Raw genomic sequence first — 13,213 nt, 5'->3', positions numbered from 1 at the left:
CATTTCGGCGCAGTCTTGTCGAGGGGCGCCGGTGTCAGAGTTAAGGAAATCTAACCGAACAACACGCTGGCTGATGATTGTTGGCGGCGGCGTGGTTGCGGTGGCCATCATTGCCTGGCTGATCCAGTATCTGCTGGTCAGCCAGTATTTCGTGTCCACGGACGATGCCTATATCGCCGCGGATTCCAGCCTGATCGCCGCCAAGGTGAGTGGCTATGTCACCGACGTCGCGGTCAACCAGGACCAGCGTGTGACACGCGGCCAGTTGCTGGTGCGCATCGACCCGCGCGACTACGAAAACGCGTTGGCCCAGGCCCGGGCCGACAGCGCCACGGCCAACGCGCAAATCGCCAACGACCAGGCCCAGCTCGCATTGCAGCAGGCAAACATCGCCGCGGCGCAGGCAAAGATCGAGGGCGACCAGGCGCAGCTTGCCTATGCCGTGCAGAATCAGCGCCGCTATTCCCGCCTTTCGGCCACCGGCGCCAGCCCGATCCAGACCTCCGACCTCGCCACCACCGACCTTGCGACCGCGCACGCCACGCTCTCCGCCGACCAGGCCGGGCTGACCCGCGCGAAACGCCAGGTCGACGTTCTCAACGCCGCCCTCGCCGAGGCTTCAGCCAGCCTGAACATGGCTGAAGCCCGCAGCCGGCAGGCCGCCCTCAATCTCAGCCACACGGATATCCGCGCGCCGTTCGACGGCGTGATCGGCAACAAGACCGTGGCGCTGGGCGACTATCTGCAGCCCGGTACGCAGATCATGGCGGTCGTGCCGCTCGCCCAGGTCTATGTCCTGGCCAATTACAAAGAGACGCAGATTACCAACATCCGGCCCGGGCAGAAGGTCGATGTCGATGTCGACGCGTTCCCGAACCTCAAAGTCACCGGCTGGGTCGACAGCATCTTCCCCGATTCCGGCCAGGAATTCGCGCTGCTGCCCCCGGACAACGCGACCGGCAATTTCACGAAGATCGTGCAGCGTGTGCCGGTGAAGATCTACCTGAATCTGACCCCGGCGCTGATCGGCAAGCTGCGTCCCGGCCTGTCGGTCGAGCCGTCCATCGATACCCGCGCGGGGGGCTGACATGGCGACCGCCGAGTCGATTCCGCTGCGCAACCGGGTCGCGGTCGGCGGCTCGCTGATCGGCGCCTTCATGGCGGTGCTGAACATCCAGGTGGTCAACACTTCTCTCCCCGACATCCAAGGCGGCATCGGCACCGGGCTCGACAATGGCGGCTGGATTTCCACCGCCTACCTGGTCGGCGAAATCGTCGTCATCCCGCTCTCGGGCTGGCTGTCTCAGGTTTTTTCGCTGCGCCGCTATCTGATCGCCAGTACGATCCTGTTCCTCGCCTTCTCCGCGGCCTGCGGCCTGTCCCATAATTTCCCGGAAATGGTGACGCTGCGGGCGCTGCAGGGGTTTTTCGGCGGGGTGCTGATCCCGCTCTCGCTGGTCTGCGTCATCACCTTGCTACCGCCGGCTGCGCGCCCCATCGGCTTCTCCGCCTTCGCGCTCACAGCCACGTTCGCGCCGGCGATCGGCCCGACCATCGGCGGGGCGATCACCGACATCTATGGCTGGCGCTATATTTTCTTCCTCAATCTGGTCCCCGGCGTGGTGATGCTGCCGGCCTTGTTCTGGGGTTTGCAGCCCTCGCCCATGCAGCTGAACAAATTCCGCCAGGGTGACTGGTTTGGCATCGCCGCCATGGCGATCGGCCTCAGCGCGCTGCAGATCGTTCTGGAGGAAGGCAACAAGGACGACTGGTTCGGCTCGCCCTTCATCGAGCATCTCTCGATCATCGCGGTGCTGGGCCTGAGCGCTTTTCTGTTCCAGGAACTGCGCCCGGGGAACAAGGCGCCGCTGGTGAATCTCCGCCTGTTCAAGATGTGGAATTTCACCTTCGCCAGCACCGCCAATGTGATGCTCGGCTTCGTGCTCTACGCCGCAGTCTACCTCATCCCGCTCTACCTCGCCACCGCGCATGGCTATAGCGCCCAGCAATCCGGCCTGGTGATGGCCTGGATCGGCCTGCCGCAATTACTCATCATCCCCTTCGCGCCCTGGCTGATGCGCAAGATCGACCCAAGGCGGCTGCTTTTGCTCGGCTTCACCTTGTTCGCCATCAGCGCCTTCCTCAACATGACTCTCGGCCCCGACGATAGCGGCCCGCAGCTCCTGATCCCCAATCTGATCCGCGCCGTCGGCCAGGCGCTGGTGTTCCCGCCGATCACCCTGATCGCCACCGCCGGCATCGATATGAAGGATTCCGCCTCCGCCTCGGCGCTGTTCAACATGCTGCGCAATCTCGGCGGCGCGATCGGCATCGCCACGGTGCAAACCTTCGTCACCAACCGCGAGAAATTTCACTCCGCGATCATCACGCCGCAGGTCAGCCTGCTTGACCCGGCGACACGCGACCGGTTGCAAATGCTGACCCGCTATTTCGAGGCGCGGGGCATGTCCGATCCTGCTGCGGCGCAGCACGAAGCGGTGATTGCGATCGGCCGCACCATCGAGCTGCAAGCGAACTATTTCGCCTATGGCGACGCGTTCGCGCTGCTCGGCTGCGGCATGGTGGCGGCCATGATCGCCACACTCTTCCTGCGCCGCCCGGCCGGCGCCGCCGCCCCCGGCAGCCATTAGAATCCGGCGCGACGCCCATTGCGGCGACAACCATTGCTATAGCATAACAGAATCGACAGGCCCGCGACGGCCTTGATCCACGTCAATGCCACGATGCGCGGAACATGAGTTTCGTGACGCCATGTTAGTCCGTGTCTTTATGATGAAAGTTCGAGGGGAAAACCACCCTCGATCCGAAGCGTCGCTTCCGTGTCGAAAAAATCTGTTTTAACCTAAAAAAGGAGGAACCATAAAATGGCACGCATTGCATTGGTTACCGGTGGAACACGTGGGATCGGCGCGGCAATCAGTGTTGCATTGCAACAAGCCGGCCGACACGTAATCGCGACTTATGCAGGCAATAATGCAGCGGCCGAGGCCTTCACCGCGGAAACCGGAATCGAAACGGTGCGCTTCGATGCCGGCGACTATACCCAGTGCGCCACCGCGGTCGCCGCCATCGCGGCCAACCACGGCACGATCGAGGTTCTCGTCAACAATGCCGGCATCACCCGCGACACCACCATCTCAAAAATGACGCGCGAGATGTGGGACGAGGTGATCGACACCAATCTCGGCTCCTGCTTCAACCTCTGCAAAATCTGCTTCGAGGGCATGAAGGCGAAAAAATTCGGCCGGATCGTGAATATCGGCTCGATCAACGGCCAGGCCGGGCAGTACGGGCAGGTGAACTACGCCGCCGCCAAAGCCGGCATCCATGGCTTCACCAAGGCCCTGGCGATGGAAGGCGCGCGCTACTCCATCACCGCCAACGCCCTGGCGCCCGGCTATGTCGACACCGACATGGTGCGCGCGGTGCCGCCCGAAGTGCTGGAAAAGATCATCGCGAAAATCCCCCGCGGCCGGCTCGGCACCGCGCAGGACATCGCCCGCGGCGTGGTCTTCCTCACCGCCGACGAAGCCGATTTCATCACCGGCTCGACGCTGTCCATCAATGGCGGGCAGCATATGTACTGAGATGGCATTGGAACTCCGCCCGAACTGCGAATATTGCGACAAGGATCTCCCTCCCGACGCTCTGGACGCGCGCATCTGCACGTTCGAATGCACGTTCTGTGCGGATTGCGCCGATGGCGTGCTCCGCAATGTCTGCCCGAATTGCGGCGGCGGCTTCGCGCCACGGCCGATCCGCCCGGCCGCCGAATGGCGGCCCGGGCTTTCGGTCGGTCAGAAGCCGGCCTCGACCAAGCGCATCCATCTGTCTCGTCCCCGGGACGAGATCGAAGCTTTCGTGGCGCGCATCGCCAAAGTTCCGTTCGAACGACGATAAACTGGTAGGTTGAGCCGCGCTGGTTTCACCGCCCCCGGCCCAGCGTAAACAAAAGTTTTTGCGCCGCTTTTTTCAAAAAGCGGCCGCTTACTTTCTTCCTAACCTACCGCGTCGAGCTTCAGCACCTCGCCGGCGAGGTACAGGCTGCCGCAGATCAACACCCGCGTTGGCGCCGTGATCTGCGCCAGCGCGGTGTGCACATCCGGCCCCGGCACCGCGACGCCGCCCGAGGCGGCGATGATCTCAGGCACCGGCAGCGCCAAATGCTGCTCTTTCTCCTGCACCGCGATCACCCGCGCCGCATGGGGCATCAGAATCCGCAAGAACTCGGCGACGTCCTTGGATTGCTTCATGCCGACGATGAGCGTGGTCGGCCCGTCCCAGGCGGCGAGCTGGGCGGCGAGCACTTCGGCGCCGCCGGGGTTATGCGCGCCGTCCAGCCATAATTGCGAGCCTTCCGGCAATTGCGCGAGCAGCGCGCCGGTCAGGCGTTGCAGCCGCGCCGGCCATTCGGCGTTGCGCAGGCCCAAAGCCAGCGTGGCCGCCGGCAGGTCGAACCCGGCGGCGCGCAGGGCGCCGATGGCGATGCCGGCATTCTCCGCCTGGTGCGCGCCGAGCAGCGACGGGCGCGGCAAGTCCAATCCATCCAGCCGCAGGCCGGTCGCGGTCTCCGTCACATCCCAGTCGCGCCCGCGTTGCAGCAGCGGCGCGCCCGCCGCCACTGCCGCCGCCTCGACCACCTGCATCGCCGGCGGGGCCAGGCAACCGCTCACCACGCTCACGCCTTGCTTGATGATCCCGGCCTTCTCGGCGGCGATGATGTCCAGCCGGTCGCCGAGAAAATCCTGATGGTCCATGGAAATGGAAGTGATCGCGCAGGCGGCCGGCCGCACCACGTTGGTGGCGTCGAACTTGCCGCCCAGCCCCACCTCGACCACGCAAAGATCCGCCGGCACGCGGGAGAACAGCAGAAAGGCCGCGGCGGTGATCGCCTCGAACACCGTGATCTGGTTCGCCGCGTTGGCCGCCTCGACCTCGTCCAGCGCCTGCGCCAGCAATTCGTCGGACACCAATTCTCCCGCCAGCCGGATGCGCTCGTTGAAACGCACCAGATGCGGCGAGGTGTACACATGCACGCGCAACCCCGCCGCCTCGGCGATGGCGCGGGTAAAGGCGCACACGCTGCCCTTGCCGTTGGTGCCGGCCACGTGGATCACAGGCGGCAGGGAGAGATGCGGGTCGCCGAGATCGGCCAGCAGCCGGACCAGCCGCTCCAGGCGCAGATCGATCAGCTTGGGGTAGAGCTTGTGCAGCCGCTCCAGGCTGGCCTGCACGCTGCGCGCCGGCCCCGGCACGGCCTCGGCTTGGCTCAAGCGGCGGCCGGCCGCTTGTTCGCGGTCATCATGTCGATCAGCCGCGCCAGCGTGGCGGTGAGCTCGGCGCGGTGCACCACCATGTCGACAATGCCATGCTCGAGCAGATATTCCGCGCGTTGGAACCCTTCGGGCAGCTTCTCGCGCACCGTCTGCTCGATCACCCGCGCCCCGGCAAAGCCGATCAGCGCGTTCGGCTCGGCGATCTGAATATCGCCCAGCATCGCGAACGAGGCGGTCACGCCGCCGGTGGTGGGGTCGGTGAGCACCACGATAAAGGGCAGGCCGGCCTCCTTCACCATCTGCGTGGCGATGGTGGTGCGCGGCAGCTGCATCAGGCTGATCGCGCCTTCCTGCATGCGCGCGCCGCCCGAGGAGGTGTACACGATCAGTGGCGCCGCCTGCAGCACCGCCAGGCGCGCCGCGGCCACCAGCCCGTCGCCGACCGCGCCGCCCATCGACCCGCCCATGAATTCGAACGACATCGCCGCCACCACGGCCTTGCAGCCGCCGACCGTGCCATGCGCCACCAGCAGCGCGTCATCCTGCTTGGTGGCGCTCTGCGCATCGCGCAGCCGGTCCGCATAACGCTTCTGGTCACGGAATTTCAGCGGGTCGACCGCCGCTTTCGGCAGGTCGATGCGGGTATACACGCCGTCATCGAAGGTCCAGGCCAGACGCTCGGCGGCGGTGGCGCGCATATGGTGGCCGCAATGCGGGCACACTTTGCGCGCTGCCTCCAGCTCGCGATGAAAAATCATCTGCTGGCATTTCGGGCATTGATGCCAGAGATTGTCCGGCACCTCCTGGCGGCCCAGCAGGGTACGGATCTTCGGACGGACAAATTCGGTGAGCCAGCTCATGGCAGAGGGAATAATCGGTTTGAAGAAAGAAGGAAAGCAATGTCGACAAGCGAAGAGGAAGGCTACTTTTTGTGAACAAAAAGTAGCAAAAAAACTTTGTTAATTTTGGGCCGTGCTGGTTTCACCGGCACGGGCCCAATTTAAAGGAAGTTTTTGCGCCGCTTTTTTCAAAAAGCGGCCGCTTTCTTTGGCTGAATTAGCTGCTTCACCGCCCAGGCTCCCGCCTCGGCCACCACCGGGTCGGCATCCCGCGCCAAGTTCTCCGCGACAGGTATGAGGCTCAAATCCCGGCTATTGCCGATGGCGATCGCCACATTGCGCGCGAACCGGTTGCGGCCGATGCGTTTCACCGGCGAGCCGGAGAATTTCTGGCGGAAGGCAGAATCGTCCAGCAGCGCCAGTTCGGCCAGCAGCGGGGCGGACAGATCCTCGCGGTGAGATAATTTCTGCTCCCGGCCCGCCGCCGCGAACTTGTTCCACGGGCACACCGCCAGGCAATCGTCGCAGCCGTAAATCCGGTTGCCCATGCCCACGCGGAATTCCTCCGGGATGGGCCCGGCATATTCGATGGTGAGGTAGGAAATGCAGCGCCGCGCATCGAGCTTGTAAGGTTCGGGAAACGCCTGGGTCGGGCACACATCCTGGCAGGCGCGGCAGGAGCCGCAGCGATCCGCGTGCGGCGCGTCCGGCGCAATCTCCAGCGTGGTGAAAATCTCGCCGAGAAACAGCCAGGAACCATGGGCGCGGGAGACCAGATTGGTGTGCTTGCCCTGCCAGCCCACCCCGGCCTGCATCGCCAGCGGCTTTTCCATCACCGGCGCGGTGTCGACGAACACTTTCACGCCCTCGCCCAGAGCGGCGATAGCCTGCGCCAGATGCTTCAACTTGCCTTTGACGATGTCGTGATAATCCCGGTTGCGGGCATAAACGGAAATGTTGCCCGCCTCCGGCCGGCGCAGAGTCTCCAGCGCATCGCCCGCCGGCGCGTAAGACAGGCCGAGCGAAATCACGCTCACCGCCTCCGGCCATAACGCTTTCGGGTCGGCCCGCTGTGCGGCGCGGTCCGCCATCCAGCGCATCTCGCCATGGCGGCCGGTGCTCAGAAATTCTTGCAGCAAGGCGGCGCGGTCGGGGCTCAGCGCGGCGCGGGTAAAGCCGACCGCCTCGAACCCCAGCGCCCGGGCCCGCGCGATGATCGCGGTTTTTACGTCAGCCGCGGCCACGATATCCCGGCACGCCCTGCGGCGGGATCCACGCCCCTTCCGGCGGGGTCCCGGTCTGCCAGAACACGTCGATCGGAATGCCGCCGCGCGGATACCAGTAGGCGCCGATGCGCAGCCACACCGGGCTCAACAATTCAACCAGCCGGTCGGCGATCTGCAACGTGCAGGCCTCATGGAAATCGCCATGGTTGCGATAGCTGGTGAGAAACAATTTCAAAGACTTGCTCTCGACCAGCCATTCGCCGGGAATATAGTCGATGACGATATGCGCGAAATCAGGCTGCCCCGTCATCGGGCAGAGCGAGGTGAATTCCGGGCAGGTGAAGCGCACCATTGCATGCTTGCCGTTCATCATCGCTGGCACGCGCTCCAGCACCGCCTCTGCCGGCGAAGCCGGCTGCTTGGCGTTGCCGCCGAGCTGCTTCAGCCCGCTGTAACGATCCTCCGTCATGTCGATCCTCCCTCTGCCCAGCCGGCGCGAACGCGCGCGCAATAGGCATCGTACTCGCCCGCCAAAATCGCCGCCCGCGCCCCCTGCATCAGGGACTGATAATAGGTCAGATTATGCAGCGTGAGCAGCATCGGCCCGAGCATTTCCTCGGCACGGAACAGATGATGCAAATAAGCCCGCGTATGCCGCGTGCAACACAGGCAGGTGCAGGCTTCATCCAGCGGCGCGCCGTCGTCGATGAACCGCGCATTGCGCAGGTTGAAAATGCCGCGCGAGGTGAACGCCCGCGCGGTGCGTCCGGCCCGGGTCGGCATCACGCAATCGAACATGTCCACGCCACGCGCGACCGCGCCCAGCAGATCGTCCGGCGTGCCCACGCCCATCAGATAACGCGGCTTCTGTACGGGGAGCAGCTTCGTGGTGATGTCGAGCATCCCGAACATCATCTCCTGCCCCTCGCCCACCGCCAGGCCGCCGATCGCATAGCCTTCGAAATTCAGCTCGCGCAGCGCGGCAGCGGATTCCCGGCGCAAATCCTCATAGACGCCGCCTTGCACGATCCCGAACTGGCCATAGCCCTCACGCTCCACGAAAGCATCGCGCGAACGCTTCGCCCAGCGCGTGGAAAGCCGCATGGAGGCCCCCGCCTCGTCATGCGTGGCGGGAAACTTCGTGCACTCGTCAAGCACCATGGTGATGGTGGCATCCAGCAGATACTGGATTTCCATCGAACGTTCCGGTGTCAGGTGATGCGCCGAACCATCCAGATGCGAGCGGAACGTCACCCCCGTCTCGTCCAGCTTCCGCAGCTTGGCGAGCGACATCACCTGGAACCCGCCGGAATCGGTGAGGATCGGCCCCGGCCAGTCCATCATCTTATGCAAACCGCCCAGCCGCGCCACGCGCTCGGCCGTCGGCCGCAGCATCAGATGATAGGTATTGCCCAGCACGATCTTCGCGCCCGTCGCCCGCACCGCGTCGGCGGTCATCGCCTTCACCGTGCCGGCCGTGCCCACCGCCATGAAGGTCGGCGTCGGCACGTCGCCATGCGCGGTGTGCAACATGCCGGCCCGCGCCGCGCCGTCGGTGGCCGCTAATTCAAAGGAAAAACTCACGCACGCTCCAACAAACAGGCATCGCCATAAGAATAAAACCGGTAACCCGACGCAATCGCATGGGCATAAGCCTCGCGGATGCGCTGCATCCCGGCAAAGGCCGAAACCAGCATCAATAATGTCGAACGCGGCAGATGGAAATTCGTCACCAGCAGATCGGCAACCTTGAAGCGATAGCCGGGGATGATGAAAATATCCGTCTCCCCGTCAAACGCCTCCACCTCGCCCGCCGGTGCTGCGGATTCCAGCACGCGCAACGCCGTGGTGCCCACCGGCACGATCCGCCCGCCCTTGGCCCGCGTCGCGCGGATCCGCGCCGCCGTCTCGGCCGAAATATAGCCGCGCTCGGCATGCATCCGATGCTCCAGCACATTCTCGGTCCGCACCGGCAGAAACGTCCCCGCCCCCACATGCAGCGTCACCCGCGCGCTCTCCACCCCGGCCTGCGCCAACGCGCTCAGCAATTCCGGCGTGAAATGCAGCCCCGCCGTCGGGGCCGCCACCGCGCCCTCATGCGTCGCGAACATCGTCTGATAATCCGCTCTGTCCTGCGCGGTGATCCCCTCCGGCCGGGCAATGTAAGGCGGCAGCGCCAGCGCGCCGGAGCGCGCCAAAGCGGCATAAAAATCATCCGCCTTGAAACGCAGCAGCGCCGCGCCGCCCTCCAGAACCTCCTCCACAGTCGCGGAAAACTCCGGATCGATCTCCAGAACATCCCCCGCCTTCACCCGCCGCGCATTGCGCAACAACACCCGCCAGCAGCCGTCATCCAGCCGCCGGTCCAACGTAACCCCAATCCGCGCCGCCCCGCGCATCGCCGTCAACTGCGCCGGAATCACCTTGGTGTCGTTCACCACCAGCAAATCCCCCGGCCGCAACAATTTCGGCAAATCCCGCATTGCGTAATCCGCCAACCCCGCCCCCACATGCAGCAGCCGCGCACTGTCCCGCGGCCGCGCCGGGGCCAAAGCAATCAGCCGATCGGGCAACTCGTAATCGAAGTCGGAGAGGTTCATGGGAAGTAAGGCCAAGGGGCGCTGCCCCTTGGAACCCCGCTAAGGGCCGAGCCCTTAGAACCCATTAGGAGGTTTGTGGAAGGCGCTGGCCCGAGCCGCGTCACGGCCACGTCGGCCAGCGCCTTCCACAAACCTTTTAGCGGATCGAACGGCGCTGCCGTTCGCAGGGGGTCCAGGGGGACAGCGTCCCCCTGGCCTGGCTGGCCTATGAACCTGACCAACTTAGGCCCCCAGATACGAGGCGAGTTCGATCAGGGTGCCGTCCGGGTCGCGGCAATAGACCGACATGACGTCGCCGAGGGCGCCGATGCGGGCGATGGGGCCGCGTTCCACGGCCACGCCGCAGGCATGGAGCTGGGCGACGGCGTCTTCGGGGCGGACGGCGATGACGAAGCAGATTTCCTGCATGCCCGGGCGCGGTTCGTCAGGCCCTGACAGGCTCGATCCGTCGACCTCGTACAGATTGAGCTTCTGCGCGCCGAAGCGCAGGGCCGTGCGGTTTTTGCCGCCATATTCCTCGCGTTCCATGCCCAGCACGCGCTGGTACCAGGCGGCGGCCAGCTCGATGTCGGCGCACCACAGCGAGACATGGTCGATACGGTCGACCGTGAAGCGCATCAGCCAAGCCCGGCGAAGAAATCGTTGCCCTTATCGTCGATGACGATGAAGGCGGGGAAGTCCTTCACTTCGATCTTCCACACCGCTTCCATGCCGAGTTCCGGATATTCCAGCACTTCGACCTTGGTGATGTTCTGTTCCGCCAGCACCGCGGCCGGGCCGCCGATCGAGCCGAGGTAGAAGCCGCCATATTTCTGGCAGGCGTCACGCACGGCTTTGCCGCGGTTGCCCTTGGCCAGCATGATCAGCGAACCGCCGGCTTTCTGGAACTCGTCGACGTAGGAATCCATCCGTCCCGCCGTGGTCGGGCCGAAGCTGCCGGTCACCATGCCCTCCGGGGTCTTCGACGGGCCGGCGTAGTAGACCGGGTGGTTCTTGATGTAGTCGGGCAGCGCCTCGCCGCGGTCCAGCCGTTCCTTCAGCTTGGCGTGGGCGATGTCGCGCGCCACGACGATGGTGCCGGTCAGCGCCACGCGGGTCTTGACCGGGTGTTTCGAGAGCTGCGCCAGAATTTCCGGCATCGGCTTGGTCAGGTCGATGGCGACGACCTCGCCGCCGAGATGCTCGGCGCCGATCTCCGGCAGGTATTTCGCGGGATCGGTTTCCAGCTGTTCCAGGAACACGCCGTCCTTGGTGATCTTGGCCTTGATCTGCCGGTCCGCCGAGCAGGACACGCCGATGCCGATCGGCAGGCTGGCGCCGTGGCGCGGCAGGCGGATCACCCGCACGTCGTGGCAGAAATATTTGCCGCCGAACTGCGCGCCGATGCCGATTTTCTGCGTCATCTCCAGCACGCGCTGTTCCATCTCCAGGTCGCGGAAGGCATGGCCGGTGCGGTCGCCCTTGGTCGGCAGATGGTCGAGATATTTGGTCGAGCCCAACTTCACGGTCTTCAGGTTCATCTCGGCCGAGGTGCCGCCGATGACGATCGAGAGGTGGTAAGGCGGGCAGGCCGAGGTGCCGAGCGTCTTGGCCTTCGCCTCGATGAAGGCGAGCAGCTTCTCCGGCGACAGCACGGCGCGGGTTTCCTGGTACAGGAAGGTCTTGTTCGCCGATCCGCCGCCCTTGGCGATGAACATCAGCGAGAATTCCTCGGCGTGGTGGTCGCCGGGGGCGGCCATGATGTCGAACTGCACCGGCAGGTTATTGCCGGTGTTCTGCTCCTCGAACATGCTGAGCGCCGCCATCTGCGAATAGCGCAGATTGGTCTCGGTATAGGTGCGGTGCACGCCCCAGGAGAGCGCTTCCTCCTCGTCGCCTTCAACCCACACCCGCTGGCCTTTTTTGCCGAACACCAGGGCGGTGCCGGTATCCTGGCACATCGGCAGCACGCCGGCGGCGGCGATGTTGGCGTTTTTCAGGAATTCCAGCGCCACGTAGCGGTCATTCTCGCTGGCTTCCGGGTCCTTGAGGATTTTCGCGAGCTGCGACAGGTGGGCCGGGCGCAGCAGGTGGGCGATGTCGTGGAAGGCCGCGAAGGCCAGCTCCGAGAGCGCGTCGGCGGTGATTTTCAGCACCATCTTGCCCTCGACCTCGATGGTCGAAACGCCGGCGATGTCCAGCTTGCGCCACTGCGTGGTATCGGTTTCCAGCGGAAACATCGGGGCATAGGCAAAGCCGGGGCTGCGTTTCGTCATCGCGGTCATGGATCGGTCTCTCGGTTGGTTTTTAAGGATCGCGCCATTCAGTCCTTTTGGCGGCGGCGGAAGGCGTCCAGGCTCACCACGTCGGCGGGCCCGTCATGCGTCGGGCGGGTGGGCACGTCGTCTCCCTCGGGGGCGGGAAGCTCCTCGGCCTTGACCGGTTCGGGCACCGTCACGTCGAATTGCAGGCCGAAACGGACCTCCGGATCGGCGAAATTGGAAATCGCCGCGAGCGGGATGGTGAGCGTCGAGGGCACGCCGCCGAAGGTCAGCCCGACCGACATCGACGTCCCGGCGTCATTGACGCCGAGGCTGTGGAACTGGTGCTGCAGGACGATGGTCATCTCCTCAGGGTACTGCGCCCGCAGCCGGTCGGGGATGTTCACGCCCGGATAGGCCGTCTTGAAGGTGATGTAGAAATGGTGCCCGCCCGGCAGGCCGTTCTGCGCCGCGTGGCGTAGCGCGCTCACGGCAACCTGGCGCAACGCCTCTTGCATCCAGTCGTCGTACGGCAGCAGGGAATCAGGGATCTGGTCGTCATTTTCAGCCATGGCAGTCCTTTACGCTGCCGCTCGGGCGGCAGGCCTCGTCAAAAATCAGCGCGCGTCGCGTTCATAATGCCGGTAATATTTATCCGTCACCAGATCGGTTTGCACCACGACGGCTATGTCCGTGGTGTTGAACTGGCGGTCGATCACCGCGCCGTCACCGACAAAACCCCCGAGGCGCAGATAGCCTTTGATCAAGGGCGGCAGGCGCATCAGGACTTGTTTGGCGTCCAGCCCGGCCGGATCGCGGCGCAGCATGGGCACATAGCGGCCTTCCAGCGCGCGCGGGCGGATCGCCTCCGGCGCTAGGTGGTGTGCAGCCAGATAGGTCAGCTCATCGGCCAACGCGTCTGGATCCGTGCCGCCCAAGCTGGCGCAGCCGAACATGAGGTCCACGCCGTGATAGAACACATAGGCGGCGATGCCGCGCCAGAGCAGTTGC

At 64.7% G+C, this 13,213-nt stretch carries 13 protein-coding genes and 1 pseudogene; 4 read left to right on the top strand and 10 right to left on the bottom strand.

Features of this window, described 5'->3' with window-relative positions; translation table 11 throughout:
- Nucleotides 1-73 precede the first annotated feature (73 nt).
- The 4 genes from VNC39_RS00820 (at nt 74) to VNC39_RS00805 (ending at nt 3,921) form a co-directional block, all read left to right on the top strand.
- Entirely contained in the window at nt 74-1,087 is a 1,014-nt protein-coding gene (locus tag VNC39_RS00820) for an HlyD family secretion protein (RefSeq protein WP_325395221.1), read from the top strand.
- 1 nt (nt 1,088) lies between these two features.
- Complete coding sequence (locus VNC39_RS00815) at nt 1,089-2,651, top strand: DHA2 family efflux MFS transporter permease subunit (protein ID WP_325395219.1); 1,563 nt, start codon at nt 1,089-1,091, stop codon at nt 2,649-2,651.
- Nucleotides 2,652-2,885: 234 nt separating this feature from the next.
- On the top strand, nt 2,886-3,608 hold the full coding sequence (phbB, locus tag VNC39_RS00810; RefSeq protein WP_325395217.1) for an acetoacetyl-CoA reductase: 723 nt from the start codon (nt 2,886-2,888) through the stop codon (nt 3,606-3,608).
- A gap of 1 nt (nt 3,609) precedes the next feature.
- Complete coding sequence (locus VNC39_RS00805) at nt 3,610-3,921, top strand: DUF1272 domain-containing protein (RefSeq protein ID WP_325395216.1); 312 nt, start codon at nt 3,610-3,612, stop codon at nt 3,919-3,921.
- Nucleotides 3,922-4,019: 98 nt separating this feature from the next.
- On the opposite strand, the gene VNC39_RS00800 is transcribed toward VNC39_RS00805, so the two are convergent.
- The 10 genes and pseudogenes from VNC39_RS00800 to VNC39_RS00755 form a co-directional block, all read right to left on the bottom strand.
- Nucleotides 4,020-5,294 (bottom strand): bifunctional folylpolyglutamate synthase/dihydrofolate synthase, encoded by a 1,275-nt coding sequence (locus VNC39_RS00800; RefSeq protein ID WP_325395214.1) that lies wholly within the window; start codon nt 5,292-5,294, stop codon nt 4,020-4,022.
- Complete coding sequence (gene accD, locus VNC39_RS00795) at nt 5,291-6,157, bottom strand: acetyl-CoA carboxylase, carboxyltransferase subunit beta (protein ID WP_325395212.1); 867 nt, start codon at nt 6,155-6,157, stop codon at nt 5,291-5,293. Before accD ends, VNC39_RS00800 begins: the two co-directional genes overlap by 4 nt.
- 167 nt (nt 6,158-6,324) lie before the next feature.
- Nucleotides 6,325-7,380, bottom strand: a complete 1,056-nt coding sequence (gene queG / locus VNC39_RS00790; RefSeq protein WP_325395210.1) for a tRNA epoxyqueuosine(34) reductase QueG — start codon at nt 7,378-7,380, stop codon at nt 6,325-6,327.
- Entirely contained in the window at nt 7,367-7,831 is a 465-nt protein-coding gene (gene queF, locus VNC39_RS00785) for a preQ(1) synthase (RefSeq protein ID WP_325395208.1), read from the bottom strand. The genes queG and queF overlap by 14 nt, the downstream gene beginning before the upstream one ends.
- Nucleotides 7,828-8,946: a tRNA guanosine(34) transglycosylase Tgt gene (gene tgt, locus VNC39_RS00780; protein ID WP_325395206.1), complete on the bottom strand. Its 1,119-nt coding sequence runs from the start codon at nt 8,944-8,946 to the stop codon at nt 7,828-7,830. Before tgt ends, queF begins: the two co-directional genes overlap by 4 nt.
- Nucleotides 8,943-9,962: a tRNA preQ1(34) S-adenosylmethionine ribosyltransferase-isomerase QueA gene (gene queA, locus VNC39_RS00775; RefSeq protein WP_325395204.1), complete on the bottom strand. Its 1,020-nt coding sequence runs from the start codon at nt 9,960-9,962 to the stop codon at nt 8,943-8,945. The genes tgt and queA overlap by 4 nt, the downstream gene beginning before the upstream one ends.
- Nucleotides 9,963-10,184: 222 nt before the next feature.
- On the bottom strand, nt 10,185-10,580 hold the full coding sequence (locus VNC39_RS00770; RefSeq protein WP_325395202.1) for a VOC family protein: 396 nt from the start codon (nt 10,578-10,580) through the stop codon (nt 10,185-10,187).
- On the bottom strand, nt 10,580-12,226 hold the full coding sequence (locus tag VNC39_RS00765; protein ID WP_325395200.1) for a fumarate hydratase: 1,647 nt from the start codon (nt 12,224-12,226) through the stop codon (nt 10,580-10,582). The genes VNC39_RS00770 and VNC39_RS00765 overlap by 1 nt, the downstream gene beginning before the upstream one ends.
- A gap of 38 nt (nt 12,227-12,264) precedes the next feature.
- Nucleotides 12,265-12,774, bottom strand: a complete 510-nt coding sequence (locus VNC39_RS00760) for an SspB family protein (protein WP_325395198.1) — start codon at nt 12,772-12,774, stop codon at nt 12,265-12,267.
- A gap of 45 nt (nt 12,775-12,819) precedes the next feature.
- Nucleotides 12,820-13,213, bottom strand: a pseudogene (locus VNC39_RS00755) (hemolysin-like protein); the annotation flags it as partial.

Origin of the sequence: Acidocella sp. (assembly GCF_035535915.1) — a bacterium.
Taxonomy (GTDB): Bacteria; Pseudomonadota; Alphaproteobacteria; order Acetobacterales; family Acetobacteraceae; genus Acidocella.
Note: the sequence above shows the minus strand (reverse complement) of the source record. Positions and strands in the feature narration are given on the sequence as shown.